The sequence below is a fragment of the Catenulispora sp. GAS73 genome (genome assembly GCF_041262085.1).
Lineage (GTDB): Bacteria > Actinomycetota > Actinomycetes > Streptomycetales > Catenulisporaceae > Catenulispora.
The window spans coordinates 1-26,883 of sequence record NZ_JBGCCM010000049.1 but is presented as its reverse complement, the minus strand read 5'-3'; the positions used below and the strand labels follow the sequence as shown (position 1 = coordinate 26,883).

The following is a 26,883-nucleotide window of genomic DNA, read 5'->3' as shown; positions in this document are numbered from 1 at the left end:
CCACATCGCCGGCGAATCAGCCCTCGGCGAGCTTCGCCTCGACCGCGGCCACCTTCGCCGTCAGCCCGTCGGTGACCCCGGCGCGGATGTCCGCCTTCAGCACCACACTCACCCGAGGCGCCTTGGCCGCCACCGCGTCCACGGCGGCCTTCACCACCGCCATCACCTCGTCCCACTCCCCCTCGATGCTCGTGAACATCGCGTCGGTGGAGTTCGGCAGGCCGCTCTCGCGCACCACGCGCACCGCGTCGGCCACATACTCGCTGACACCTTCGCCGACACCGATCGGGGTCACAGAGAACGCGATAATCATGCTTCGATCCTAGGGCGGACTCAGGGCGGGCGGTCACACCCGCACCGGCAGCCACACCCGCACGATGAGCCCGCCGCCGGGCCGCGGCTCGGCGGCGACCCGGCCGCCGTGCGCCCGCACCACGGAGCGCACTATCGACAGCCCCAGACCGACGCCCTTGTCCTTCGGGTCCCGCGCGGGGGACGCGCCCGAGGGCTGCGAGCCGCGCTTGAACGGCTCGAACAGCGTCTCCACCGCGTACGGCGGCACCTCCGGGCCGGTGTTCGCGACGACCAGCAGGCCGTGGCCGGGGACGTCGTTCGAGCGGTCGTAGCTGAGCACGTCCACCCAGCCGCCCGCGCCGATGTTGTGGCGCAGCGCGTTCTGGATCAGGTTCATCGCGATCCGCTCGATCAGGATCCCGTCGCCGGAGACCACCGCCGGCTGCAGCGACGTGCGGATCGCGACGTGCCGCTCGGCCGCCTCCATCTCGCACTGCGTCACCGACCGGTACGCCACCTCCGCGAGGTCGATGTCCTCCCGGTTGGTCGGCTCGTTGTCCGCCCTCGCCAACAGCAGCAGGCCCTCGATCATGCGCTCGCTGCGCTCGTTGGTGGCCAGCAGCGTGTGGCACAGCTGCCGGGTCTGCTCGGAGGCGTCGGGGTCCATCAGGGTCACTTCGAGCAGCGTGCGGTTGATCGCCAGCGGCGTGCGCAGCTCGTGCGAGGCGTTGCCGACGAACCGCCGCTGGCCCTCGAAGGCGTGGTCCAGCCGGTCCAGCATGCCGTCGAAGGTCTGCGCCAGGTTGACGAGCTCGTCGTCCTGCGGGCCCTCCATGTCGATGCGGGCGTGCAGGGCGCGGTCCGGACGGCTGGCGACCCGGCGCGCGGTACGAGTGATCTTGTTGATGGGGGCCAGGAACCGGCCTGCCAGGAAGTAACCGATCAGCACCGCGACCACCGCGGAGATCAGCAGCACGAAGATCAGCGGCTTGTCGATCTGGCTGAGGATGTTCTGGTCCCGGGCGGCCATGCAGTATTTCGACTGGACCACGTGTCCGTTGACCGAGCAGCCCGGCGCCAGGACGACGTCCGAGTTCATGTGCGACAGACGCCACCGGAACAGTGAGTACGCCGTGTAGACCAGCACGGCGCCGGTCAGGAACACCGCGGCGCCATACGTGATGGTCATCCGCAGCCGGATGGTGAGCCCGCGGCGTCCCACGCGGGCCGGCGCCTGATCCGGTCCGGCCTCGCCGCCGTAGGTGCTGTCGACCGCTCCCGAATCGCCCGCCATCAGGCCTTGTATACCTTGAACGTCCTGCATCATGGAATCCGGTATCCGGCGCCCGGGACCGTCAGCACCACCGGCGGCTCACCGAGCTTGCGCCTCAGCGTCATCACCGTGACGCGCACCACGTTCGTGAACGGATCGGCGTTCTCGTCCCACGCCTTCTCCAGCAACTGCTCAGAACTCACAGCAGCACCATCGGCACGCATGAGCACCTCTAGTACCGCGAACTCCTTAGGCGACAGCGGCACCAGCCGACCGTCGCGCAACACCTCTCGCCGACTCGGGTCCACGCGGATCCCCGCGCGCTCCAACACCGGCGGCAGCGCCGGGACCGCGCGGCGGCCCAGGGCACGGATGCGCGCTATGAGCTCCGGAAACGCAAAGGGTTTGGAGAGGTAGTCGTCCGCGCCGAGGGTGAGGCCCTCGACCCGGTCCGCAACATCGCCGGCGGCCGTCAGCATCAAGACCCTGGTCGACAGGCCGCTGTGCACGATGTGCCGGCAGACGTCGTCGCCGTGCACCAGCGGCAGATCGCGGTCCAGCACGACCACGTCGTAGTCGTTGACGGCTATGCGTTCCAGCGCGGCGTCACCGTCGTAGACGACGTCCACGGCCATGGAATCCCGGCGCAGCCCGGTGGCCACGGCGTCGGCCAGCACCTGCTCGTCCTCAACGACCAGCACCCGCACAGCGCGCTCTCCCTAAGTACGGCAAGCAATCTTCGGTCCTGAGGTCATCATGCCTGGTCATCGCGTAAACACCGAGTAAGTGAGAAACGTCTCATGATCACAGGGTTTTCTCAGGTGATCCAAAGTTTCCGTGGCGAAGATGCCGGGCAGAAGGCACGAAGCCCCCTAGCGTCACCCCCGCAGGAGAGAGACCATGCTCGAATTCGTCACCGGCCTGACCCAGCGTATCCGCGAGACGAAGTCCCGCCTGCAAGGTGCGATGATCGCCGAGGACGCGTACGCGGTCCAGGTGGAACAGGCCGAGTTGGACAACCTGCTCCGGATCGCCGCGAACCACCACGTGGAGGTCCGCGACGACCTCCCCCGCGCCGCCTGACCGGATACCCCGGCAGGAAGGCGGGGACTCACACCCTCAACCCCTCAGGAGTCCCGCGCCGCGTCGTGTTCCTCAAGAAACTCGCACAGCGCCTCAAACAGCCCTTCAGCGGCCGCCACCGTCATCTCGTCGGAGGCGGCCGCTCCGTGTAGTCCGCCGACCTTCGCGCCGGCCTCCTGCGCGATCAGCGCGCCGGCCGACAGGTCCCACGGCTTCGCGCCGCGCTCGAAGTAGCCGTCCACGCGCCCGCACGCCACCGAGCACAGGTCGAGCGCCGCGGAGCCGCCGCGCCGGATGTCCCGCACCTTCGGAAGCAGGTCGGCGACGATCTCCCCCTGCACCGCACGCCGCTGGGCCGCGTACCCGAAGCCCGTCGCGATCAGCGCGCGCTCCATCGGAACCGGCTTCCCCTCGGACTGCGCGCTGAAGGCGCGGATCGCCTGACCGTTGCGGTAGGCGCCATGCCCGCGCAAGGCGGTGAAGGTCTCGCGCAGCATCGGGATCTCGACCACCCCGGCGACGGTCTCGCCGTCGACCTCCACACCGATGGAGACGCCCCACAGAGGGATCTCATAGAGGTAGTTCACAGTGCCGTCGATGGGATCGATCACCCAGCGCACCCCGGAGGTGCCCTCGCGGTCCGAGCCCTCCTCGCCGAGGATGCCGTCCTCGGGGCGCTCGGCGAGGATGCCCTCGACGATCAGCTTCTCCGAACGCTGATCCATGACGGTGACGATGTCGGTGGGGCTGGACTTGGTGTCGGCCACACCGAGGTCGCTGGGACGCTCCTGGACCAGGAGGCGTCCCGCCTCGGCAGCCAGCCGCACCGCCAGTTCCAGCAGGTCTTTGGGATTGGGGGAATCGGCGTTCTCAGACATGAGTGGGCAGGGCCTTCCTGGGTTCGGTGCGTGGTGCGCAGTGAGGGAGGCGCTCAGTCCTCCCCCGCCACCGCCGGGAGCGGCGCGCGCGGATTCGGGCAGCAATTCAGGGGACACACGTCCGAGAACGCCCGCAGCCGGCCGACCACGTTCGACAGCGAATCGCCCTCGCTGTCCCCGCGCGCCACCGACGCCCGCTCCAGCACCAGGCGCCGCAGCGCGGCCACGAAGCGCGGATCGGTGCCGACCGTCGCGGCGCGCGCCGTCGGCAGCCCGATCTCCTGGGCGGTCTCGGCGGCCTGCGTATCGAGGTCGTAGATGACCTCCATGTGGTCGGACACGAAGCCGATCGGGGCGAGCACCGCGCCGGTGGCGCCCTGCGCCTTGATGTCGCGCAGGTGGTCGTTGACGTCCGGCTCCAGCCACGGCATCTGCGGCGGGCCGCTGCGCGAGCAGAAGACGAGCTCGTGCGGCAGCACCAGGCCGGTGCGGCGGCTGACGCCCTCGGCCACGAGGCGCGCCACTTCCAGGTGCTGGGAGACATACGCGCCGCCGATGGGGCCGGAGGTCTCGGCGTACGTGCGCGGCAGGGAGTGCGTGACGAACACCAGACGCGGTGCCAGGCGCGCGCTCTCGGGGAGTCCGGCGACCGCCGCCGCGACGGCGTCCGCCATCGGCTCCACGAACCCGGGGTCGTTGAAGTACGGCCGGATCTTGTCGAACTGGATCGAGGTGCCGGACTGCTCCAGCGCGCGCGCCAGGTCCTCTCGGTATTGCCGGCACCCGGAGTAGGAGGAGTACGCGCTCGTGAACACCACGAGCGCGCGCCGCACTCCGTCGGCCTCCATCTCAGCCAGCGTGTCGGCGAGGAACGGCGTCCAGTTCCGATTGCCCCAGTAGATCGGCAGCTTCAGTCCGGTCTCGGCGAAGTCCTGGCGCAGCGCGGCGATCAGGTCGCGGTTCTGCTGGTTGATCGGGCTCACTCCGCCGAACTCGAAGTAGTGGGCCCCGACCTCCTTCAGCCGCTCCGGCGGGATGCCGCGGCCTCGGGTCACGTTCTCCAGGAAGGGCACCACGTCCTCAGGTCCTTCGGGGCCGCCGAAGGACAGCAGGAGCAGAGCGTCGTACGGAGCGGTGTTCGACATGTCAGCGGGACTCCATGATGTCGAAGACCAGCGCCGCGGGGCCGGTCATCTCCAGGTGGCCGTCGGCACGCTCGACGAAGCGCAGTCGGCCGCCGAGAACGTCCACGGTGTAGTCGGTTCCGGCCTGAGCGCCGTCGCGGCGCGCGGCGGCGATCATCACGGCGCACGCGCCGGTGCCGCAGGAGCGGGTCTCGCCGACGCCGCGTTCATGGACGCGCATAGCGAGGTGGTGCGGAGCGACGTCTGCGGCGAACTCCACATTGACGCCCTCTGCGTAGATCCCCGCAGGGAGCACTGTGGGCATCTCATAGAGAGGGCCGGCGTCGGCAGTGGAGTCCACGAAGACCACAGCGTGGGGATTCCCCATGTCCACGTCCACGGCCACCTTAGGCGTGCCCTTCACGTCGACCGTCACAGCGCCCCGCTCTGTGGGGAACACCGGGACACCCATGTCGACGGTCACGTCCGCGGTGTTCTTACCGGTGGCCTTCAGCGTTACCCGCTTGATCCCGCCGCGCGTCCCCACAGCGAACTCCACCGGTTCCCCTAAAGCGCCGCCCTTTACGTAGCCGCGCGCAGTGACGAACAGCGCGAAGACGCGGACTCCGTTCCCGCACATCTCCGCCACACTGCCGTCGGCGTTGCGGTAGTCCATGAAGAACTCCGCCTCAGCCGCCTGGTCTTCGTACCCGGGGACCTTCGCAGTGCGCACCACGCGCAGCACGCCGTCGGCGCCGATCCCGGCCCGCCGGTCGCACAGCGCAGCGACCGCTGCCGGCGAGACCTCCAGGGTGCCGTCCGGGTCCGGGACGATGACGAAGTCGTTCTCGGTGCCGTGCCCCTTGGTCAGCGGGGTGGAGGCCGGCAGGCCGTCGAGGATCATGCTCCGATCCTATCGAGCGCGACCTCCACCAGGTCGGACCGGTCGTATCGCAACCAGTGCACGCGCGGGTCCCGACGGAACCAGGAGTCCTGGCGCCGCGCGAACCGCTTGGTGGCGCGCACCGTCTCCTCCTTGGCCTGTTCCTCCGTGTACTCCCCCGAGAGGAAACGCAGGACCTGGGCATAGCCGAGGGCGCGGCTGGCGGTAAGACCGTCGCGCAGCCCCCGCGGCTCCAGATCCCGCACCTCCTGCACGAACCCGGCGTCCCACATCCGGTCCACGCGCAGCGCGATGCGCTCGTCCAGCGCGGGGCGGTCGACGTCCAGGCCGACGTGCACGGTGCGCGGGTAGTGGTCGGTGTGCTCGGGCAGCGTGGCGGTGAACCGGCCGCCGGTCAGCTCGATCACCTCCAGCGCGCGCACGACGCGCCGGCCGTTCGAGGGCAGGATCGTCTCGGCGGCGGCCGGGTCCCGCTCCTTCAGCCGCTGGTGCAGGACGAACGAGCCGACCTCGGCGAGTTCGGCCTCCAGGCGCTCGCGGATCAGGGCGTCGGTGCCGGGGAACTCGAACTCGTCCAGGGCGCCGCGCAGGTACAGGCCGGAGCCGCCGACGAAGACCGGCGGCCGGTCCCGGGCGATCAGCCGGTCCGCCTCGACCCGCGCCAGGGTCTGGTACTCCGCGACGTTCGCGGTGCGGGTCACCGGCCAGACGTCGAGCAGGTGGTGCGGCACGCCGTGGCGCTCGGCGGCGGTCAGCTTCGCGGTGCCCACGTCCATGCCCTGGTACAGCTGCATCGAGTCGGCGTTGACCACCTCGCCGTGCAGCGCCTCGGCCAGCGCGACCCCGAGGTCGGACTTGCCGGAGGCGGTCGGGCCGACCACCGCGATCACCGGGACTCTGGCCGTGTTCATGCCGGCAACCCTGCTGCGCTCACCCGACCGATTCTCCCATCCCGCCACGGACCCGCGGACCAGGCACCCGAGCACTGTCACAGACCGTGACGGACTCGGCTCGACAGGTGACCGCCGTCGTGATCCACTTGGGGGAAGGTTCCCCGTTCACGGAAGGAAACGCAGGCGACATGGGCATCTTCGATGTTTTCAAGAGCAAGGTGAGCGAAGCCGCGGACAAGGCGGGCGACGTGGCGGGGCAGGCCTGGGACAAGGCCGGGGACGTGGCCGGTCAGGCCAAGGACAAGGTCTCCGACATGATGGACAAGAAGAAGGGTGACGAGGCCGGCGAGCCCGCCGCCCAGGCCCCGGCCGAGACGGCTCAGGCAGCTCAGGCTCCGATGACCCCCGCCGGCGGTGTCGAGGGCGAGGCGGCCGACATGGTGTCCGAAGGCGCCCCGGTGGCAGCCGCTGGCGAGGCCGCGCCCGGCGTCGGCGACGACGGAGCCCCGGCCCAGGACTCCTCCTCCAGCGGCGGCGGGATGACCCAGAGCATCAAGGACAACGTCGCCCAGGGCACCGACAAGGCCGGCGAGATGGCCAAGGGCGCCACCGGGAACCGGTTCGACGAGAAGATCGACTCCGGAGTCCAGCAGGCGAAGGACCGGCTGGGCTGACACGCCTGCGGCGCCGGTTCAGCGGCGGGCGCCGTCGGAAGGGGGATGGAATACGGCCGCGGCCGCCAGAGATGGTGGCCGCGGCCGTTGCCGTGTCCGAAGAAGGACAGCGTCAGCGCGCGAGCCACGTGGCGACGAAGTAGCCGACGCCATAGAGAGCCTGGTCGTAGAGCAGGTCGGCGTCGTATTCGACTCCTGATGCGGTCGCCGCGGCGGCCAGCACCTTCCACGCCGGGAGCCCCGCGACGTGCAGTTCGCGCGACAACCCGGGTTCGAGGCCGGCGAGCGCCGCGGCGTCGGCCGTGGCCAAGGCCCGCGCGACCGCCGCGTCGTAGGCTTCGGCGCGCTCGTCGAAGTGGCCGGGGGCTTGCAGGGTGCGGGAGGCGCTTCCGTCGCCCAGGACCAGCATCGCCTGACGCCCGCCGGCCACCGCGAGCGCCCCGCTGTGCTCATTCACCATCACCGGCCGCCGTACCGGCTCGGCCGGTGAGTCGCGCAGCAGCCAGGCCGCGATCAGGAACGGCAGCGTCATCGGTGCGGCGCTCCGCGTAACCGGATCCCACTGGCCGTCGACGTCCACATCGACGCCGTAGGCCCTGAAGCTCCCCCGCGAGACGACCTCGGTACCCTGCTGAGGTCCGGCCCCTACAATCAGCACTTCGTCGGCTCCGGCCGCGTACAGGCGGCCGACCGCGGTGCCGCAGGCGGCGCGCAACGAGTCGAGGTCCGGGGAAAGACCCTGCGCGACCTCGGGCACGAGGACCGGAGGGTGCGGCACGACGGCGGCGGCGATCAACACCCGTCCAGGGTAGGACACAGGTGGGGCACATGGTCGCGGCTACCGGCCGGTGCTGCCACACTGGTCTGCGTAAAGTCGGATTACGGAGGGGCCAGCGGTGGCTGGGGATCAAGAGAACGCAGAAGACAGCCACGGCGCGGAGGGGATTCTGGTAGCCGGGCGGTACCGGCTTCTCGAACGGCTGGGCGCCGGCGGCATGGGGCGGGTCTGGAAGGCCTACGACGAGTCGCTGGACTGCGAGGTGGCCGTCAAGGAGGTCTGGCTGCCGCCGATGCTCTCGGACGCCGAGCGCGCCGACCGGCTGGCCCGCGCCCAGCGCGAGGCCCGCAACGCCGCGCGCATGCGCAACCACCCGCACATCGTCTCGGTGCACGACATGGTGTCCGACCAGGGCATGCCGTGGATCGTCATGGACCTGATCCCCTCGCAGAACCTGATGCAGGCCGTCGAGCAGTACGGGCCGCTGCCGCAGGAGCAGGTCGCCAAGATCGGCCTGGGCGTGCTGGACGCGCTGACCGCCAGCCACGCGGCCGGGATCCTGCACCGCGATGTGAAGCCGGCGAACGTCCTGCTCACCACGGACGGCCGGGTGCTGCTCACCGACTTCGGCATCGCGGTCCAGGAGGCCGACCTGACGATGACGGCCTCCGGCGTGCTGGTCGGCTCGCCGGAGTTCGTGGCCCCCGAGCGCGCGCGGGGCGAGGCCAGCAACGGCTCGTCCGACCTGTTCTCGCTGGGCGCCACGCTGTTCTTCGCCGCTGAGGGCCGCTCGCCGTTCAGCCGGGACACGGCGGTCGGCGTGCTGACCGCGATCCTGTTCGAGGAGACGGCGCCGGTGACGCGCGCGCCCGCGCTGGCCCCGCTGATCAGCGGGCTGCTCACGAAGGACCCCGTGGCGCGCTGGGACGCGGCGCGGGCGCGGCCGGAGTTGGAGCGGCTGAGCGGGGCGACGCCGGGCTCGGGGACGCGGGTGGACGGGATACCCGGGGCGACGAATCCCTTTGTCGTGCCGGCGACGATGGTCGCGGGGACGAATGGGGACAGTAGTACGCCGGGGTCGGGGACTCCGGGCTTCGGTACTCCTGGGTTCGGCGCTCCTGGGTTCGGTACTCCGGGGTCGGGAACGCCGATACCCGGCATGGTTTCCACGGCGCCGGCGACGATGGCGGCCGATGCGGTCGGCCCCATGGGCGGCCCGAACAGCGGAGGCATACAGGGCGCGCCGGGGTTCGGGATGCCCGGCGGGGTCGGACCGAATTCCGGGCCGGGTGTCGGCTCCGGGTTCCATGGCGGTTCACAGACTCCTTATCCACCGCAGAGCATGCCTTTCGGGCCTGGTGGTGCGGGCGGGCCGGGCGGGCCGATGGGTCCGGGCTCCGGCTTCCAATCCGCACCGCTGTCCGCACCCATGTCCGCCCCGAAGAACAACACCGGGCGCAACGTCGGCCTCGGGGTCGGCGCGCTGGTGATCGTCGGCGGCGTCGTCGCGGCGATCGCCCTGTCCGGCGGAGGCGGCGGGAACAACAACAACCAGAACGCGAACACGCCGGTCGGGCAGGTCACGAACCAGTCGTCGGGGCCGAACGCCCCGTCCGGCTCGTCTTCGGGCTCGGCGCCGACGAACGGCCCGAACTCGTCGCAGACCTCGACGACGTCCGGCTCGTCGAGCCCGAGCACGTCGAGCTCCACGGACCCGGCGACGTGGGACACGTCGTCCACGGACCAGACGGCCTTCACCCCGGACGCGCTGCTGCCGGTGTCGTTCACAGACGACAAGGGCGTGGTGTACACCGCGACGAACCGTTGGACCGACAAGTGCGTCAACTCTTATGAGAGTGCCCAATTGAAGGCCATGCTGACGCAGTACCAGTGCCAGAACCAGGCGATCGGCACGTACACCGACAGCACCGGCCGGGTGCTGGTGGACATGGCGGTCCTGCCGTTGCCGGACGCGCAGACCGCGAAGACCGCTTTCCAGACCATGCAGGGCAAGAACGCGTTCACCGTCGAGGACTGGGGTATCTGGTGCCCCAAGACCGGCCCGGGCTCGGACGTGTGCGGCTCCGGCAAGAACACCGGCAGCGCGCAGCAGTACGGCTACATCCAGCCCGACCACCGGTACCTGGTCCACGCGGTGTCGCTCTACATCAATCTCACCACGGACCCGTCGGCCCAGTCCTGGCTGAAGCCGGCCGCCACCAGCGCGGCGAAGCAGGGCGGCCCGCAGGTCGCGGTGCAGTAAGTCGCAGTGCAGTAGGTCGCAGTGCAACACATCGAGATAGCAGGGACCTGATGACGAGGGAGGGCGGGGCCTTGTCCGTGCAGCGTGGGGATCTGGTCGCCGGAAGATACCGGACCGGCGAGCCGCTGGGGCCGGCGTGGCGTGCGCACGACGAGACCGGCGACGGCAGCGAAGTGCTGCTGGTCCCGGTCGCACCGCCAGGGGAGGCGGGCGCCGCCGACGACGCCCCCGACCCCCTGGACACCGACCGCTGGCGCGACCGCCCCGGCATCCCGCCGGTCACCGCCACCGCGACCGGCGACGCCGGCGCCTGGCTGGTGACGCACCCGGTCGCGGCCCGCACCCTCTCCGACGCCGTGGCGCAGTGGGGCGCCCTCCCCGCCGAACAGGTGCTCCTCATCGCGGCCGGAGCGACCACCGCACTGTCCGCGAACGGCCCCCGCATCTCGGCCACCCCGGACCACATCCTCCTGACCGACGACGGCCAGGTCCTCCTCCTCCCGATCGAGACGACGCAGAACGACCTCCCCGCCCTCGGCGCCTCCCTCTTCCTGGCCGCCGAAGGCCGCCCGGCCTCCGAAGGCACCACCGACACCCCCCGCCAACCGCAGCTCACGACCCTGATCAGCGGCCTCACGCAGCCCGAAGCGGACCGCGCGAGCACCCTGGACCGCACCTTCGCGGAGCTGACGCGCCTGGGCGCGCCGCTGGAGACCGCGCACGCCGCCGACACCCTGCACGAGGCGCAGGCGGCGAGCGCCGCGGCCGCCGACGAGGACACCAACGACGCGACGCAGCCGATCGAGTCGAGCGACGTGCCGACGCAGACCATGTCGGCGGCCGAGTTGCTTGCCGAGACCGGCGAGAGCGAGGTCGAGGCTGAGAGCGAGGTCGAGGCTGAGAGCGAGGTCGAGGCTGAGGCTGAGGCCGCTGATGACGCCGAGGAAGATGACGCGGCCACTCGCCAGGTGCCGGTCATCGCAGTAGCCGAGGAAGTCCCGGCGCCCGAAGCCGAGACCACGAGCCTGGAATCGCCTGCCGACGACGCCGACGCTCCGGTCGCAGCCGACGAGGTCCCGCCGGCCGAAGCCGAAACCACCAGCCTCGAATCCGCCACCGACGCCGACTCAGCCGCGACCCGCCAGGTCCCCCTGGTCGCCGCGACAGCCGCAGCCGACGCGCCCGCATCCGACACCGCCAGCTTGGAATCCCCCGCCGACGAGACCGTCACCCGGCAGGTCCCCCTCGTCGCCGCGGCAGCCGCAGCCGGCGCGCTCGCATCCGACACCGATTCCACCGCGACCCGCCAGGTCCCCGCCCTCGACCTCGCCTCCGCCGCCGACGCGATCCCCACCGACTCGACCGAGGAGATCCCCTCCCCGGACGACTCCGCCACCAAGGCGCTGCCCATCCCGGCAGCCGCGTCTGCCGAGCCGGCGCCCAATCCGTTCGTCGCCCCGACCCAGGTCGCCGACGCCGTGCCGCCGCAGCCGGCCGGCCAGCCGCAGGCCATGGGCCAGCAGCCCATCCCGTCCACGGCCGTGCCCCCGACGCAGGCCGCGGCCGCGGTCCCGCCGCCCGGCGCGCCGAATCCGTGGTTGCAGCCACCGCAGCCCCAGCCTCAGCCGCTGCCCCAAGGCGGCGGCCCGGCCCCGCAGTTCCAGCCCCAGCAGGGCCCCTGGCAGCAGGGCGCCCCCGGTCCCCAGCCCGCGCCGGGCCCGTGGGGTCCCGGTCCGGGGCAGCCGCCGTACCCGCCGGGGCAGCAGCCCTACTTCCCGCAGCAGGGGCCGCCGCCGGGCAAGGGCAACGGCGGCAAGACCGCCGCGATCATCGTCGCGGCCGTCGTCGCGGTCGCGGCGGTGGTGTCGCTGGTCGTGGTGGCCACGCGGGGCAACGGCGGGTCGTCCGACGCCATCAACAACGTCGCGAACTCCTCGACCTCCCGGTCCGGGACGTCCAACGGGCCGACGTCGGTACCCGGGACCAACTTCCCCACCCCGTCGACGTCCAGCTCCGACTCCGCCCCGACCGACACGTCCAGCGACACCTCCAGCGACGTCACCGACACGGCCACCACCACCGACTCGCCGCCGGAGCTGACCTCGACGCCGTTCGACCCGACGTCGCTCAACGCCTTCCAGACCGACAAGACGCCGCTGGACGTGAACTCGCTCGTACCGCAGGAGTTCACCGACGACAAGGGCGTGCACTACTCGCTCAAGGCCGGCAGCGTGCAGCCCTGCGTGCAGACCGACATGTCCAACAACATGCAGGACATCCTGACCTCCAACAGCTGCAGCAAGGAGATCGCGGCGGCCTACGTCGACGACAGCGGCCAGTACCTGGTCTCGGTCAAGGTCCTGCCGCTGCCCGACCAGCACACCGCCACCACCGTCTACAACGACCTCGCGCAGCAGTCCGCCGCCGACTTCGGCATCTGGTGCCCGGCGAGCGGCGCCGGCTCGAACGCCTGCCAGGGCGACTACCAGTCGGCGACCATCAAGCAGTACCGCGAGCAGCAGCACCGCTACATCATCCTGTCGGTGGCGCTGGCCGTGAACCACTCGCAGTCCACCGACATCACGCCGTGGCTGGACGCCGCCGCGAAGAAGGCCGTGGACACCTCCGGTCCGCTGAACTGGTCCGGGAACCAGTAGCACCGAACGAATTGAGGCCCCTGCGAATCACCTTCGCAGGGGCCTCAATCACGTTCACGAATCAGCAGACGCCGCAAGCGTTCTCCGCCTCGGCCGACGTCGACGCCGACACCGCCGGCTTCCCGATCGACGGCATCCCCAGCACCACAGCCGAAGTCCGCCGCTCCGCCTCCGGCTGCTCCTGCCGAGCCTGCCAGGCGTCGCCGGATCGCGTGCGTCGCAGAGCCTTGATGGCGCTGCCGCCCTCGGGCCCGTCGGCGTTCAGATGGTGCGGTGCGGCGTACGTGATCTCCACCGACACCATGTCACCGGGACGCGGCAGGTCGGCGGCCGCAGTGTCGCCCACTCCGAAGTGCACCAACCGGTTGTCCGGAGCCCGCCCCGACATCCGCCGGGTCTCCCCGTCCTTGCGCCCCTCGCCCTCCGCGACCAGCAGCTCGACGGTCCGCCCGACCTGCTTCTTGTTCTCCTCCCAGGAGATCTCCTCCTGCAGCGCGACCAACCGCTCGTACCGCGCCTGCACGACCTCCTTGGGCACCTGCTCCTCCATCGTGGCCGCGGGCGTCCCGGGCCGCTTGGAGTACTGGAACGTGAACGCGGCCGAGAACCGCGCCTCGCGCACGACGTGCATCGTCTCCTCGAAGTCCTCCTCGGTCTCCCCGGGGAAGCCGACGATGATGTCGGTGGTGATCGCCGCGTCCGGCATCGCCGCGCGCACCCGCTCGATGATGCCGAGGTAGCGGTCCTGCCGGTAGGAACGGCGCATCGCGCGCAGCACGGTGTCCGAGCCGGACTGCAGCGGCATGTGCAGCTGCGGCATGACGTTCGGCGTCTCGGCCATCGCCGCGATCACGTCGTCGGTGAAGTCCCGCGGATGCGGCGAGGTGAAGCGCACCCGCTCCAGCCCCTCGATCTGCCCGCACGCCCGCAGCAGCTTCGCGAACGCCTCCCGGTCCCCGCTGTACCCATCAGCGCCTCCGCCGAATTCCGACCCGTACGCGTTGACGTTCTGCCCCAGCAGCGTCACCTCGCACACACCCTCGGCGACCAGCGCCTCGATCTCGGACAGGATCTCCCCGGGCCGCCGGTCCTTCTCCTTGCCGCGCAACGCGGGCACGATGCAGAAGGTGCAGGTGTTGTTGCACCCGACGGACACACTGACCCACGCCGCGTACGCCGACTCCCGCCGCGTCGGCAGCGTGGAGGGGAACACGTCCAGCGACTCCAGGATCTCCACCTGGGCCTCGTCCTGCACCCGAGCACGCTCCAGCAACACCGGCAACGACCCGATGTTGTGCGTCCCGAACACCACGTCCACCCACGGCGCCCGCCGCGTGATCTCCCCGCGGTCCTTCTGCGCCAGACACCCCCCGACCGCGATCCGCATCCCCGGCCGCCCCGCCTTCACCGAGGCCAGATGCCCCAGGTTCCCGTAGAGCCGGTTGTCGGCGTTCTCCCGCACCGCGCAGGTGTTGAGCACCACCACGTCCGCCTCGGAGGCACCGTCCTCCGCCCGCACATAGCCGGCGCCTTCGAGCAGGCCGGACAGGCGCTCGGAGTCGTGGACGTTCATCTGGCAGCCGTAGGTGCGGACGATGTAGGTCTTGTCGGTCGCGGTGTCGGGCATGCCTACCAGGATAGGCGTTGCGGCCGGGTGGGCAGGCCGTCATCGCCCACCCGCCGCTACTTCGCCGCGAAGCCCCCGTAGAAGATCGCCAGTCCCCCGGCGGCGAACAGGCCGGCGATGATCCAGAACCGGATCGTCACGTTGACCTCGTTCCAGCCGAGCATCTCGAAGTGGTGGTGGATCGGTGCGATCTTGAAGACCCGTTTGCCGTGCCGCAGTTTGTACGAGCCCACCTGGATCACCACCGACATCAGCTCCGTCACGAACAGGCCGCCGATGACCACCGCGAGCAGTTCGGTGCGGGAGCAGATGGCCAGGCCGGCGAACGCCCCGCCGAGCGCCAGGGAGCCGGTGTCGCCCATGAAGATCTTGGCCGGGGTGGCGTTCCACCACAGGAAGCCGAAGCAGGCGCCGACCAGCGCCGCGCCCACGACCGCCAGGTCCAGGGGGTCGCGGACCTCGTAGCAGCCGCCGTGCGGGGCCAGGCCGCAGGGCTGGCCGTACTGCCAGATGCCGATCACCGTGTACGCGCCGAACGCCAGCACCGAGGCGCCGGTGGCGAGGCCGTCCTGGCCGTCGGTGATGTTGACGGCGTTGGCCCAGCCGGCGGTCATGACGTAGCACCATCCGACGAACAGGATCGGGCCCAGGCCCAGCCAGCTGACGTCGTGCAGGACGGACACGTGATCGCTGGCCGGGGTGATCCCCAGGGAGTTGCGGAACCGCAGCGCCAGCACGGCGAAGGCGATCGTCACCGAGCACTGGCCGACCAGCTTCGCCTTGGCCCGCAGTCCGAGTGACCGGCTCCGGTTGATCTTGATGAAGTCGTCGACGAACCCGACGGCCCCCATCCCGGTCATCAGCAGGAGCACCAGCACTGCCGAGGGCGTCGGCGTCTTGACGATGATCGCCTTGGTGAGGAAGTACCCGATCAGCACCGAGAGCACGATCACCGTGCCGCCCATGGTCGGCGTGCCCCGCTTGACCAGATGCGTCTTCGGACCGTCCTCCCGGACTTCCTGGCCGTAGCCCCGCTTTTTGAAGAACCTGATCGCGACCGGCGTGCCCAGCAGCGAACATATCAGCGCGATGGACATGGCGTAGAGCACCGATCGCATCACGGGGTGGGTCCTCCAACGGGGCGTGCGTTCGGGCGGAACGACGGAGTCATAGTACGCAGAAGGAAAGCCTTATCGTGGCATGGTTCTGACTAGCCGATGAGCCTTCGACACGGTGTCACGACGTTCAGGAAGCCGCCTGATCCCGCTCGAAGAAGATCCAGTACTGCTGGAGATGCGGCGGAATCTCCGTCCCGGCGTACGGCGTCCGCTCCACGAACCCGCGCGAGCGGTACAGCCGTTGAGCATCCGCCATAAAGCGGACCGTATCGAGGCGCACCGTAGGCGCCCGCATGTGCTCTGCCTCTTCGAGCAGCCGATCGAGGAGCTGCGAGCCGACCCGCCGGCCGCGGCACTCAGGGACCACGTACATCCGCTTCACCTCGACGACGCCCGGCTCCAGCGTGCGCAGACCTGCCACGCCGACGAGCCTGTCGGCCGCGTCCTCGCCCACGTCCTGAGCCACGAACAGGGCCTTGGCCGGATCGCGGTACTCCTCCAGCGAGTCGCGCAGGCCGTCGACGTCGGTCGGCGAGTCCTCGACGCCGAAGGTCTCGTGGAGCTCCCGCAGAGCCGTGGTGATGTAGTCCACCAGCAGCTTGGTGATCTCCTCGGCCTCGGCGGAGAGGTCGGCGCGGCGGATGACGATCGTCATGGGATGGACAATAGCTGGTATGGCACCGGCACCCCACCTGAACCCGGACGCGCTCCAGACCCTCCGCCAGACGGTCGCGGCCCGCGTCGAGCGCGCCGAACTGCCCGGCGCGGTGACGCTCGTGGCCCGCGTCGGCGACGACGGCGCCGAGCAGGTCGACGTCGGTGTGTTCGGCGAGACCGGGCTCGGCTCCGGCCACCCGATGCGCCGCGACACGCCCTTCCGCATCACCTCGATGACCAAGCCGATCGTCGCCGCCGCGGTCCTGGCCCTCGTCGACGCCGGCGGGCTGGACCTCGACGCCCCGGTCGACGGCCTGCTCCCCGAGCTCGCCGACCGCAGGGTCCTGACCCGCCTGGACGGCCCGCTCGACCAGACCGTGCCGGCCGAGCGCCCGATCACCGCCCGCGATCTGCTGACCTTCCGTCTCGGCTTCGGCATGAACGGCGCGCCGCCGGACATCAACCCGCCGTACCCGATCAACCTGGCCGCCGAGCAGCGCGACCTGGTGCTCGCGCAGCCGGAACCCCGCACGCGGCACACCCCGGACGAGTGGATCCGCCTGTTCGGCGAGCTCCCGCTGATGGATCAGCCCGGCACACGGTGGCGCTACAACGTCGGCTCGCTCGTCCAGGGCGTCCTGCTCGCCCGCGCCGCCGAGGCGCCCCTCGACGACGTCGTCAGGGAACTGATCCTCGACCCGCTGGGCATGGCCGGCACCGGTTTCAGCGTCCCCGAGGACCAGGCGCGCAGGCTCCCCGACTGGTACTTCACCGACCCCGCCGCCGGAAAGCTCACCCGGCAGCCGGCCGACCCCTGGCAGACCTGGGCCGCTCCCGCTGTCTTCCCGTCCGGCGCGGCGGGCCTGATCAGCACGGCCGACGATTACTACGCCTTCGCGCGCATGCTGTTGCGCCACGGCACGCACGAGGGCCGCCAGGTCCTCTCCCCAGAATCCGTCGAGCTGATGACCACCAACCAGCTCACCCCGGAGCAGGTCGCCGAAGCACCGTTCCCGCTCGACGGAGAAGGCTGGGGCATGGGCCTGTCCGTCACCGCCGAAGGCCGCTACGGCTGGGACGGCGGCTGGGGCACGTTCTGGGCCAACCACCCGCACCTCGGCCTCTGCGCGATCTTCCTGTCACAGACCACTGACGCGATCTTCAACGGCACGACAGCCGAGTTCGACACCCTCGCGACCCAAGCCGCCGCCTGAGGATTCCAAGGAGCCCGATGAGCACCCCCGTCATCACCGAGACCGACGTCAAAGCCGCCGCCGACCGCATCGGCTCCCGAGTGCGGCGCGTCGCCGTCACGCGCGCCGACGCCGACGTCGTCCCCGGCGCCGTCCCCAACGCCGCCGAGGTGTGGCTCGCGTACGAGTTCATGCAGCACGCCGGCTCGTTCAAAGCCCGCGGCGCCCTCAACCTCGCCGTATACCACCTGGAGAACGGCACCATGCCGCGCGAGGGCATCGCCATCGCCTCCGGCGGCAACGCCGCGATCGCCGCCGCGTGGGCCGGCCGCGCCGCCGGTATCAAGGTCACCGTCTTCGTCCCGGAGACCGCGCCGGCCGTGAAGGTCGCGAAGCTGCGCGCGCTCGGCGCCGACGTACGGCTGGAAGGCACCGTCTACGCGCACGCGCTGGAAGCCTCCATCAAGCACGCCGAGGCCACCGGAGCCCTACTCTCCCACGCCTACGACAACCCCCTGATCGCCGCGGGCGCCGGAACCTGCGCGGCCGAGATCCGCGAACAGGCCCCTGACATCGACACCGTCATGGTCGCGGTCGGAGGCGGCGGCCTGTTCGCCGGCACCGCCGCCGCCATGTTCCCGCACGGCGTCCGCGTCGTCGCCGTCGAACCCGAGAACTGCCGGGCGCTCAACGCCGCGCTGGAAGCCGGCGGCCCGACCGACGTCGACGTGCACTCCGTCGCCGCCGACGCCCTCGGCGCCCGCCGCGTCTCCGAGACGGCCCACCGCCTCGCGACCAACCCGCTGGCCACCTCGGTCCTGGTCACCGACGAGCAGATCATCGCGGCCCGCGCCGCGCTGTGGGAGGACCGCCGAGTGCTGGTGGAGCACGGGGCCGCGGCCGCGCTGGCCGCGCTGGTGTCCGGGCGGTACTCCCCGCGCGAGGGCGAACGGATCGCTGTCGTGCTGTGCGGCGCGAACACCGATCCGTCCGACCTGTCTCACTGATCCCTTACCGAATCGTCACTGCACGACGGACCACACGAACGTGGCCGTGCCGGACACCCCCGCAGGATCGGTGGCCGTCACGGTCACGGTGTACGTCCCCAGCGTGGTCCCGCTGCCGGAGATCGTGCCGTTGCCGCTGATGCTGATCCCCGGCGGTAGCCCGCTGGCCGTGAAGGTCAGCGTCTGCCCCTGCTTGGAGTCCACGGCCTGCATCGGGAACGACACCGCCGCGCCCTTCGGGCTGCTGTAGCCGAAGGGGTTGACCACGCCGACCGTCTCTGCGCCCGGGACGCCGGAGTTCGGTGTGACGTTCGCGCTGACCGCGGTGTTCGCCGACGACACCCCCGCGTAGGAGGAGCCGGCGGCGACCTGGCCGGTCAGCGTGTTCGCGAGTGAAGTCGAGCCGGTCAGCGGCAGGTTGTTCGACGCGTCGCCAACCCGGATCGCATACGTCCCGGCCTGCGCCTCCCACTGGTTGTCAGTACCAGACCAAGAAGCCAGGTTGTGAACCGTCAGCGGGAAGCTGACCTGCGTGCTCTGCCCCGGGTTGAGCATGACGCGCTGGAACCCGGCCAGCTGGTTCGGCGGGTCCTGGCTGGCCGCCGGATCGCCGACATACATCTGTGCCACCTCGGCCCCGGCCACCGAGCCGGTGTTGGTCACCGTCGCGGTCACCGTGGCCTGCCCGTTGGCGTTGAACCCGCCGACCGCCAAGTTTGAGAAGGCGAACTTGGTGTAGGACAGCCCGTATCCGAACGGGAACGCCGGGGTGATGTTCTGCGACTGGTACCAGCGGTAGCCGATGTTCACGCCCTCGCTGTAGATCGGCCCGGCCGGCGTCCCCGGCCACTGCGCCGTGGTCTGCGCCGGAACCTGGCTCAGCGACGACGGGAACGTCACCGGCAACTTGCCCGACGGGTTCACCGTCCCGAAGATCAGCGAGGCCACCGCCGCACCGGTCTCCTGGCCGCCGTACCAGTTCTCGAAGACGCCGGCCACGTTGTTCAGCCACGGCATGACCACCGGCGAACCGCTGTTGATCACCACGATGGTGTTCGGGTTCACCGCCGCCACATCCGAGATCATCGTCTCGTCGGCGGCGGACACGTCGAGCGTCTTCAGGTCGCTCTCCTCGCCCTCCGGCGCACTGACGAAGACGATCGCGTACGTCGCAGCCTGCGCCGCGGCCACCGCCTGCGGGATGTTCGTCGTCCCGTTGTCGTCGCCCGGTGTGTACGTGACCTTCACGTTCGGCCCGACCGCGTTCTGGATCCCGGTGATCGGCCAGACCGTGTTCGAGCTGTCGACCCCGCCACTGCCGCCGCCGGCGAGCTCCACCGCCGCGCCGCCGTCGGTCCCGAGCACCGCGATGCTCTTCGCAGTACTCGGATTCGGGTTCAGCGGCAGGATGCCGTTGTTCTTCAGCAGGACCGTGCCCTCCTGACCCAACTGCAGCGCCGTCTGCTGGTGCGCCGCAGTGGTCACCGTGGCGGACAGCGAGCCAGACGCCGGGTTGTCGAACATGCCGAAGGCGAACATCTGGGTCAGGATCCTGGCCACGATGGAGTTCAGCGTGCCCTGGTCGAACTGGCCGGCGGCCAGCGCGTTGCCCAGGTTGGTCGCGTAGGAGTTGAACGGCATCGCGATGTCCAGGCCGCCGTTGGCGTCGGCGACCGCCGGGCCCGCGGCGCCCCAGTCGGAGACGATGAAGCCGCCGTAGTTCGCCTGGGTGTCCAGGCCGTTGCGGAGCATCGAGGCGCTCGCGCAGGACGAGGCACCGTTGACCACGGCGTAGGAGCACATGAACGAAGCAGGCGCGGACTGCGCGATCGAGTCTTGGAACGGAGCCAGATACAGCTCCTGCATCGCCTGGTTGCCGACGATCTCGTTGTTGCCGCCGTTCGGATACTGCTCCTGGTCGTAGGCGGCGACGTGCTTCACGTCGGCCATCACGCCCTGGCTCTGCAAGCCCTTCACCTCGGCCGAGGTGACCTGGCCGGCCAGGAACGGGTCCTCGCCATAGGTCTCATAGGTCCGGCCCCAGCGCGGGTCGCGCACCACGTTGGATGTCGGGCCGAGCGAGACGTTCGCGCCCTTGCCCGCGAACTCGGCGCCCTTGGCGGTGCCTTCCTGCCCGATCAGCGTCGTGTCCCAGGTGGCCGCGGCGGACTCCCCGTCGGGGAAGGCCGTCACGCCGCCGTTGCCGTCGCCGACCCCGGACGGGCCGTCCTCCATGTTGGTCTGCGCGATGCACAGGTTGGGGATGCCCGCGACGTGGCCGATGTAGTTCGTCGTGCCGTCACCGGCGACCAGGGTCAGTTCCTCGGACTGGTTCATGGTGTTGAGGACCTGCTGGACCCGCTGTGCGACCGGCGCGGTGGAGCCGACCCAGGGGCAGACGCCGTTGCCGCCGTTGCCGTTGCCTCCGGTGACCGGCGGGGTGTTGGTCAGGCCGTAGACGTCGAACTCAAGGATCGAGTAGCCCCACTGTGTGGCGCGCGCCGTGCCGTACATGCGCACGTAGCGGTCGGTCGCGGAGACCGGGATCGTCTGGTGGCCGCCGGTCCCGGTGGTCGTGGAGTAGACGTTCGTCCAGGTCGCGTTGTCGTTGGAGACCTGGACCTGGAACGCCGAGGCGTACGCGTTCTCCCACAGGATGCCCACGCTGCAGATCTGCTGCTGGCTCCCGAGGTCGACCTCCAGCCACTGCGGGTCGCTGTACGCGCTCTCCCAGCGGGTGCCGGGGTCGCCGTCGGTGGCCGCGGAGGCCAGGTTGCCGGCGGCGGAGTACGTCGAGGACGCCGTGGTCGGCTGGTCCATCGCCAGGTCCTGCGTGCCGCAGTACTGGCCCGGTCCGGGTCCGCCGCCGCCCGATCCCTGCGTGAAGGTCAGGAAGTGCAGGTTGAAGCCGTTCGCGTCCTGCTTCACGGTCAGCGTCTGGGCCCCGGCCGGCAGGGTCAGGGTCGCCGTGACGTTGGTCCAGGTCGCGTAGCTCCCGGTGTTCGGGACGGCGACCGCGCCGGTGAGGTTGGCGCCGGAAGCGTTTTCGACGTGCAGCCCGTCGGAGACCCCGTACGGCGACGACACCCGGAAGCTGACCGTGTAGATGCCGCTGGTGGCCACCTGGACCGTGTAGTTGAACCACTGTCCGGCGTTGGTCCAGCCCATGTCGTAGGGACCGCCGGGCGGGCTGGTGTCCTGGGTGTCGCTGGTGTTCTCCAGGTCCACCGAGTCGGTGCGGTAGCCGGTGGCCGTGCCGTTGCCGGCGACCGTGTTGTAGGCGACGCCCTGGCCGCCGGTGTCGTAGTTGGCGACCTGAACGGTGCCGGGCACCGGCGCGGGCGTCCCGCCGAACGGCTTGTCGCCCCCGCCGCCACCGCTGGTGGTGAGGGTGAAGGCCATGTTGTGGAAGTTGAAGCCGTTCGAGTCCTGCTTCACCGTCAGCGTTTGGGTGCCGGCCGGCAGGTTCAGGCTGGCGGTGACGGTGGTCCAGGTCTCGTAGCCGCCGGTGTTGGGGACGGCGACGGAGCCGGTGAGGTTGGCGCCGGAGGAGTCGGCGATGTGCAGGGCGTCGGTCAGGCCGTATGGCGAGGACAGCCTGAAGGCGACGCTGTAGGTGCCGGCGGTGGCGACGTTGACCGTGTAGTTGAACCACTGTCCCGGTGTGGTCCAGCCGATGTCGTAGGCACCACCGGCCGGGCTGGTGCCGAGGGTGTCGGCGGTGGTCTCCAGGTCGATGCCGTCGGCGCGGTAGCTGTTCGCCGAACCGTTGCCGGGGGCCGTGTTGTAGGCGACACCCTGGCCGCCGGTGTCGTAGTTCGCAGCTTCGACCAGGCCGGGCAACGCGGCGGGCGTCCCGCCGAACGGAGTCCCGGCGGCGGCGTGCGCCTGACTGGGCAGACCGGCCAGCGACGCGGCGAACAACGCCCCGGCCGCCAGCAGGGTACGGAAAACCGGCCGCTGTCTGGACGATCGTGGTTTGGACGATCGTGGTTTGGCCGAACCTGGCCTGGATGATCGTGGTCGGCCGCGCGCGGGTGTGAGGAGCCTCATTACAGTCCCTTCAATCCTGGAGACCTCACCGATGGCAGCGGCATACAGCCGCTGTCATCGGTGCGACGTGATCAGGGAGGGCGCCCTCGTTCGGCTTGAATATTGCGCGCGGGTTAACCACTGTCAATGAAGAACCGGTTCCGGAACCGTTCCCGTAACCGCATCCGTTACCGGTTCCGGGGCCTCGAAGCGAGACCCCGGCAGCTCAACAGCGCTCTGCGATGAGATCACACCTGGGCGACGGTCTGAGCGCCAACCTCAGAAGGCTGAGACAAATCCTCGCGCTTCGCCTTGGGCCGCAACAGGATCAGGGCGGCGATCGCGGCGAGGGCGAGCATTCCGGCGCCACTGCGGAACGCGAGATGCAACGCCTCGACGAAGGAGCTGTCCACCGTGTCGCGCAGGACCGGCGGCAGCGCGCGGCTCGCCGTGATCCCGCCGGCGCCTCCGTTCGTGACCGCGGCGACGACCTGGTGCGTGTGCGCGGCGTCGATGCCGTGCGCGTGCAGCTTGTCGTGGAGCAGGCCGGTCATCCGGCTGGTCAGGATCGCGCCGAGGGCGGCGATGCCGACCACGCCGCCGACCTCGCGCATGGTGTTCGTCACCGCCGAGGCCATGCCGGCCTTCGGGCCCGGGACGCGTTCGAGCACCGCGACCGAGACCGGCGCGAAGGACAGGCCCATGCCCAGGCCCATGACCGGGAGCGTCCACACGTACTGGTCGTAGTGCGCGCCGAGGCCGTAGAGCGACAGGCCGCCGAGGGCGATGGCGCACAGTGTCAGGCCGCTGACGAGCGCCGGGCGCGGGCCGAGGCGTCCGGTGACGATGCCGGCGACCGGGGCGGCCACCATGATCGAGGCGGTGGCGGGCAGCGAGCCCACGCCGGCCATGGTGGGCGACCAGCCGTAGACGTCCTGCATCAGCAGCGGCAGGAAGAACAGCGCGCCGAACATCCCGAAGCTGACCATGAACCCGCTCATCAGGGCGCCGGTGATGACGCGGTCGCGGAAGAACGACAGGTCGAGCATCGGCGCCGCGCGCGTCGCCTCGATGATGAGGAAGGCCGCCAGCGAGAGCACCGCGAGGGCCGCGGCGGTGAGCACCCGGGCGCTCTCCCAGCCCGAACTCGGCCCCTCGATGAGCGCGAACACCAGCGCCCCGAAGCCCAGGGCGCCGGCGACCTGGCCGGGGATGTCGAAGCGGTCGCGGCCGTCGTGGAACTCCGGCAGCACCCGCAAGCCCACCAGCAGTGCCACGGCGCCGATCGGCACGTTGATCCAGAACACGCTGGACCAGCCGAAGGCGTCGACCAGCGGGCCGCCGACGGCCGGGCCGAGCGCGAGTCCGAGCCCTGAGATGCCGGACCACAGGCCGATGGCCCGGGCCCGCTCGCGCGGGTCGGGGAAGGTGTTGCGGATGATCGACAGGCTGCCCGGAGTCAGCAGCGCCGCCCCGACGCCCTGGAGCATGCGGGCCGCGACGAGCTCGCCGATCGAGCCGGACAGCGCGCAGAGCATCGAGCCGAGCGTGAAGCCGACCACGCCGGTGAGGAAGACGCGCTTGCGGCCGAGGCGGTCGCCGAGCGTGCCGCCGGTCAGCAGCAGCGCTGCGTAGACCAGGCTGTAGCCCTCGACGACCCACTGCAGGCCGGTGACGCCGGCGTGGAGCTGGGAGCCGATCTTCGGCAGCGCGGTGTTGACCACGACGTTGTCGAGCATGGCCATGAACAGTGTGATGCACAGGGTGCCGAGGATCAGGGCTTTGCGACGGGAGGTCGGTTCGCCCGGCGCGGCCGGTGCTGCTGGCGACGGTGCTGCCAGTGCTGCCGGTGACGTCGCTGTCGGTGCCGTCGGTGCTGCCGGCGTCGACGCTTCCGGCGGAGACCCGTCGTCGGTCCCGCTACGTGTTCGTTCCGGAATGGCCATGGTGCCCCCTGTTTCGAGGCGCGGGGCAGCCCGAAGCCGGGCGGAGCCCCCGCGCGACGGCTGCCTAACGCCGTTAGGTTCCCACTAACAGCGTTAGACTGCAAGTCTGGGTGCCGACAGCGCTGGTCAGCAGGCATGGCGGCGGAAGTATGGAAAAGGAGGCCCCGGGTGGTTTCGGCGGACGACAACACGGCGGCCAACACGGCGGCCAGACCCCCTGCCATCACCCGCGAAGCCCTCGTCGCGGCGGGTATGGCGGTGCTGCGGCGCGAGGGCCTGGACGCGCTGTCGATGCGCAAGGTGGCCGCCGAGCTGGGCGTCCGCGCGGCGTCGCTGTACTACCACGTCCAGGACAAGGAGCAGCTGCTCGACCTGCTCGCCGACAGCGTGGTCTGGGACGCCCGCAAGCTGGCCACCACCGGCGACTGGGAGCGCTGCCTGCGCGAAGCGGCGCACGCCTACTACCGCCACCTGCACGCCAACCGCGATGCCGCGCGCCTGATGGCCGGGCGTCGCACGGCGGGCCCGAACCTGCTGTACGTGCTGGACGTCATGATGGGCCGACTGCACGCCGGCGGGTTCTCCGACGCCGACGCCGCCTGGGCCACGCTCACGATGGCGACGTACGTCCAGGGCTTCGTGCTGCAGGAGCAGACGCCGAAGCCGGCGCTGAAGGAGAAGCGCGCCGACGTCGGCCAATACCCGAACATCGCGGCGCTCATCGACGTGCTCGTCGGCGACAACTCGCAGGAGCTGTTCGCCTTCGGGGTCGAGCGGATCATCGACGGCCTGCGGATTCGGCGCACCGCCGAATCCGAAAACCCGTCCGGAAACCCACCCGAACGGCCCACTTGTGCGGACACCGCCCCGCCGCCGGCGCAACGCTAACAGGCATGACGGACAACAAGGCTTCCACCAAGGCCGAGAACAAGCACTGGACCGTGACCGATTTCGACGAACACACGATTCATCTGAAGGCGCCGTTCCGCATGCTTTTCAACGACAACATCTCGCTGGCGCGCGCTTCCATCACCACGGTCGAGGAGCGTCAGGGCCACGATGTCATCGTCGTGTCGACCATGGACGGGCGCAGCTACGAGGTGCTGCGCGGGGTGGCTCGGGCGCAGCGGGCGAAGACGAAGGAAGCGTTCGGGTTGTGATTCGGTGAATCCGCGGGTGATTCTCGGCGCGTGATTCCCCGCGCTTGATTCCCCGCCCCTGATTGTGGATCGGGTGCGGGGAATGGCCGCGTGCGGTTAGACGCTGGTTAGGCGCCGTGGTGCACGGTCAGTGCGTAGAAGGCGACCCGCGCGCCCTTCGTCGTGCTGTTCGACGAGGACTGGTTGTAGCTACCGGCCTTGAAGTACATGTTGTACTGGTCGAAGGACGACGGGATCGTGTACTTCGTCGTCTTGCCGTTCACCGTCAGGTTGACGGTGTTCCCGCCGGTGACGGAGATCGTGTAGCTCCACTGCGTACCGACCGGCACGTTCGCGATCTGGTGCGTGGTCTGGCCGCCGGACGGCGAGTTCTCGGTGCCGAGCACGATGTTGCCGTTGTTGTAGTAGTACAGCTCGACCAGGGGCTTCGTCGACGAGCCGCCGGTGCCGAGGTGGATCTGGCCGACGCAGACGTGGTTGGTCACCGACACCACGCGCAGGGTGGCCTGCAGCTGGTGAGTGCCGGCCAGGTGCCAGTCGGCGACGCTGCCGTCGGCGTTCATCTCGCGCAACTCCGAGCGCGCGTAGTTGGAGTTCGGCGTGGTGACGCCCTTCTCCGGGGCCCAGAACGTCATGGCGCCGTCGTGGGTGTCGGTGTAGAAGTACGAGTCCTGATACCCCTTCGCCCCCTGCATCTGCGAGGAAGGGATGGTGCGCGGCGAGCCGGGGCTGCCCACGGGCTCCTGGAGCTCCCAGACGGACAGGTTGAAGTTGCCACCCGGCGCGACCGTCGTGCTGAGCTTGCCCTGGACCGCGTGTACGCCGGCGGAGGCGGCGCGCGCGGGGGCCGCTTGGGCGGCCGTCGACGACGCGGCGAGCACGAGGGCGGTGCAGATCGCGGTTGCGGCGGCGGTTGCGGCTAGGAGCTTGGGTGATGCGGGTCTTGGCATGGGAGGTCCCTTCGGTCGGGGGGCGAGGTGGGGTGGGGCGGGGATGGTGGCCGGTGGTACTGTCCGGGCCTTGCGAAGCGCGTGTTCATCGTCTGGGGCGGAGGCTGTTCCGGCAATGGGCGGGTGGTCAAGGCTGAGTAAAGGTTCATAACCATAGTTGGGGTTCGGGTATGTGAATGGGTGATAGTTCGTGGGTGGGGTGATTTTGGGTGGTGGTTGATGGCCTCGCACGGGTGGCGCAGTTCGGTTGTGCGTTGCGGGTTGCGTTGGCGGCTGGCGGTTTTCGCTGGCACGACCGCGCGGCGGTTCAGGCTTCTGCGGCAGTGCGCTGGCGGGTGGCGGTTTGCGCGTGCAAGACCACGCGCCGGTCCG

The 26,883-nt window shown here is 70.2% G+C and carries 22 protein-coding genes; 8 read left to right on the top strand and 14 right to left on the bottom strand.

Translation table 11 applies throughout. The features are described 5' to 3' along the window. Positions 1 to 16 precede the first annotated feature (16 nt). The 3 genes from ABH935_RS45190 to ABH935_RS45180 are packed head-to-tail and all read right to left on the bottom strand — an operon-like array spanning position 17 to position 2,274. A complete protein-coding gene (locus tag ABH935_RS45190; protein WP_194911836.1) occupies positions 17 to 313 on the bottom strand; it encodes an MTH1187 family thiamine-binding protein in 297 nt (98 codons plus the stop codon). 33 nt (positions 314 to 346) lie between these two features. Next, positions 347 to 1,588 (bottom strand): sensor histidine kinase, encoded by a 1,242-nt coding sequence (locus tag ABH935_RS45185; RefSeq protein ID WP_370384174.1) that lies wholly within the window; start codon positions 1,586 to 1,588, stop codon positions 347 to 349. Positions 1,589 to 1,617: 29 nt separating this feature from the next. Next, positions 1,618 to 2,274: a response regulator transcription factor gene (locus ABH935_RS45180; protein ID WP_194911832.1), complete on the bottom strand. Its 657-nt coding sequence runs from the start codon at positions 2,272 to 2,274 to the stop codon at positions 1,618 to 1,620. A 193-nt stretch (positions 2,275 to 2,467) separates the two neighbouring features. Here ABH935_RS45180 and ABH935_RS45175 point away from each other — a divergent pair, with 193 nt between their 5' ends. Then, positions 2,468 to 2,650, top strand: a complete 183-nt coding sequence (locus tag ABH935_RS45175; RefSeq protein WP_194911830.1) for a hypothetical protein — start codon at positions 2,468 to 2,470, stop codon at positions 2,648 to 2,650. Positions 2,651 to 2,694: 44 nt separating this feature from the next. Here the strand turns inward: ABH935_RS45175 and ABH935_RS45170 are convergent, their stop codons facing one another. The 4 genes from ABH935_RS45170 to miaA are packed head-to-tail and all read right to left on the bottom strand — an operon-like array spanning position 2,695 to position 6,467. Then, complete coding sequence (locus ABH935_RS45170; protein ID WP_370384173.1) at positions 2,695 to 3,528, bottom strand: inositol monophosphatase family protein; 834 nt, start codon at positions 3,526 to 3,528, stop codon at positions 2,695 to 2,697. 53 nt (positions 3,529 to 3,581) lie between these two features. Continuing rightward, positions 3,582 to 4,673, bottom strand: coding sequence for a ferrochelatase (locus ABH935_RS45165; RefSeq protein WP_370384172.1), 1,092 nt, complete (start codon positions 4,671 to 4,673; stop codon positions 3,582 to 3,584). A gap of 1 nt (position 4,674) precedes the next feature. Further along, positions 4,675 to 5,556 (bottom strand): diaminopimelate epimerase, encoded by an 882-nt coding sequence (dapF, locus tag ABH935_RS45160; protein ID WP_370384171.1) that lies wholly within the window; start codon positions 5,554 to 5,556, stop codon positions 4,675 to 4,677. Further along, the gene (gene miaA, locus ABH935_RS45155) at positions 5,553 to 6,467 is read right to left on the bottom strand and encodes a tRNA (adenosine(37)-N6)-dimethylallyltransferase MiaA (protein ID WP_370384170.1); all 915 of its coding nucleotides are present in this window, start codon (positions 6,465 to 6,467) and stop codon (positions 5,553 to 5,555) included. The genes dapF and miaA overlap by 4 nt, the downstream gene beginning before the upstream one ends. A gap of 170 nt (positions 6,468 to 6,637) precedes the next feature. Between miaA and ABH935_RS45150 the strand changes: the two genes are divergently transcribed. Continuing rightward, positions 6,638 to 7,123, top strand: coding sequence for an antitoxin (locus ABH935_RS45150; RefSeq protein ID WP_370384169.1), 486 nt, complete (start codon positions 6,638 to 6,640; stop codon positions 7,121 to 7,123). A gap of 112 nt (positions 7,124 to 7,235) precedes the next feature. On the opposite strand, the gene ABH935_RS45145 is transcribed toward ABH935_RS45150, so the two are convergent. Next, on the bottom strand, positions 7,236 to 7,922 hold the full coding sequence (locus tag ABH935_RS45145) for a hypothetical protein (protein WP_370384168.1): 687 nt from the start codon (positions 7,920 to 7,922) through the stop codon (positions 7,236 to 7,238). Between the two features lie 97 nt (positions 7,923 to 8,019). On the opposite strand from ABH935_RS45145, the gene ABH935_RS45140 reads away from it, so the two are divergent. Further along, positions 8,020 to 10,164, top strand: coding sequence for a serine/threonine-protein kinase (locus ABH935_RS45140; RefSeq protein WP_370384167.1), 2,145 nt, complete (start codon positions 8,020 to 8,022; stop codon positions 10,162 to 10,164). 71 nt (positions 10,165 to 10,235) lie between these two features. After that, positions 10,236 to 12,821 (top strand): hypothetical protein, encoded by a 2,586-nt coding sequence (locus tag ABH935_RS45135; RefSeq protein WP_370384166.1) that lies wholly within the window; start codon positions 10,236 to 10,238, stop codon positions 12,819 to 12,821. 61 nt (positions 12,822 to 12,882) lie between these two features. On the opposite strand, the gene miaB is transcribed toward ABH935_RS45135, so the two are convergent. From miaB to ABH935_RS45120, 3 genes are all read right to left on the bottom strand, one after another. Next, positions 12,883 to 14,448 (bottom strand): tRNA (N6-isopentenyl adenosine(37)-C2)-methylthiotransferase MiaB, encoded by a 1,566-nt coding sequence (miaB, locus tag ABH935_RS45130; protein ID WP_370384165.1) that lies wholly within the window; start codon positions 14,446 to 14,448, stop codon positions 12,883 to 12,885. Positions 14,449 to 14,504: 56 nt separating this feature from the next. Beyond that, entirely contained in the window at positions 14,505 to 15,566 is a 1,062-nt protein-coding gene (gene mraY / locus ABH935_RS45125) for a phospho-N-acetylmuramoyl-pentapeptide-transferase (RefSeq protein ID WP_370384215.1), read from the bottom strand. Between the two features lie 127 nt (positions 15,567 to 15,693). Next, entirely contained in the window at positions 15,694 to 16,221 is a 528-nt protein-coding gene (locus ABH935_RS45120; protein WP_370384164.1) for a GNAT family N-acetyltransferase, read from the bottom strand. Positions 16,222 to 16,240: 19 nt separating this feature from the next. Between ABH935_RS45120 and ABH935_RS45115 the strand changes: the two genes are divergently transcribed. Then, complete coding sequence (locus tag ABH935_RS45115; RefSeq protein WP_370384163.1) at positions 16,241 to 17,437, top strand: serine hydrolase domain-containing protein; 1,197 nt, start codon at positions 16,241 to 16,243, stop codon at positions 17,435 to 17,437. Between the two features lie 17 nt (positions 17,438 to 17,454). Then, entirely contained in the window at positions 17,455 to 18,423 is a 969-nt protein-coding gene (locus ABH935_RS45110; protein ID WP_370384162.1) for a threonine/serine dehydratase, read from the top strand. A gap of 15 nt (positions 18,424 to 18,438) precedes the next feature. On the opposite strand, the gene ABH935_RS45105 is transcribed toward ABH935_RS45110, so the two are convergent. Together ABH935_RS45105 and ABH935_RS45100 are read right to left on the bottom strand one after the other, a co-directional pair. Continuing rightward, on the bottom strand, positions 18,439 to 22,347 hold the full coding sequence (locus ABH935_RS45105) for a glycoside hydrolase family 3 C-terminal domain-containing protein (RefSeq protein WP_370384161.1): 3,909 nt from the start codon (positions 22,345 to 22,347) through the stop codon (positions 18,439 to 18,441). A gap of 356 nt (positions 22,348 to 22,703) precedes the next feature. Then, positions 22,704 to 24,218, bottom strand: a complete 1,515-nt coding sequence (locus tag ABH935_RS45100) for an MFS transporter (RefSeq protein ID WP_370384214.1) — start codon at positions 24,216 to 24,218, stop codon at positions 22,704 to 22,706. Positions 24,219 to 24,569: 351 nt separating this feature from the next. Between ABH935_RS45100 and ABH935_RS45095 the strand changes: the two genes are divergently transcribed. Next, positions 24,570 to 25,289: a TetR/AcrR family transcriptional regulator C-terminal domain-containing protein gene (locus tag ABH935_RS45095; protein WP_370384160.1), complete on the top strand. Its 720-nt coding sequence runs from the start codon at positions 24,570 to 24,572 to the stop codon at positions 25,287 to 25,289. Between the two features lie 5 nt (positions 25,290 to 25,294). Then, positions 25,295 to 25,561 (top strand): hypothetical protein, encoded by a 267-nt coding sequence (locus tag ABH935_RS45090; protein WP_370384159.1) that lies wholly within the window; start codon positions 25,295 to 25,297, stop codon positions 25,559 to 25,561. A gap of 107 nt (positions 25,562 to 25,668) precedes the next feature. Here the strand turns inward: ABH935_RS45090 and ABH935_RS45085 are convergent, their stop codons facing one another. After that, positions 25,669 to 26,511 carry a polysaccharide lyase family 7 protein gene (locus ABH935_RS45085; RefSeq protein ID WP_370384158.1) on the bottom strand — a complete coding sequence of 281 codons (843 nt, stop codon included), beginning with the start codon at positions 26,509 to 26,511 and terminating at the stop codon, positions 25,669 to 25,671. Positions 26,512 to 26,883 lie beyond the last annotated feature (372 nt).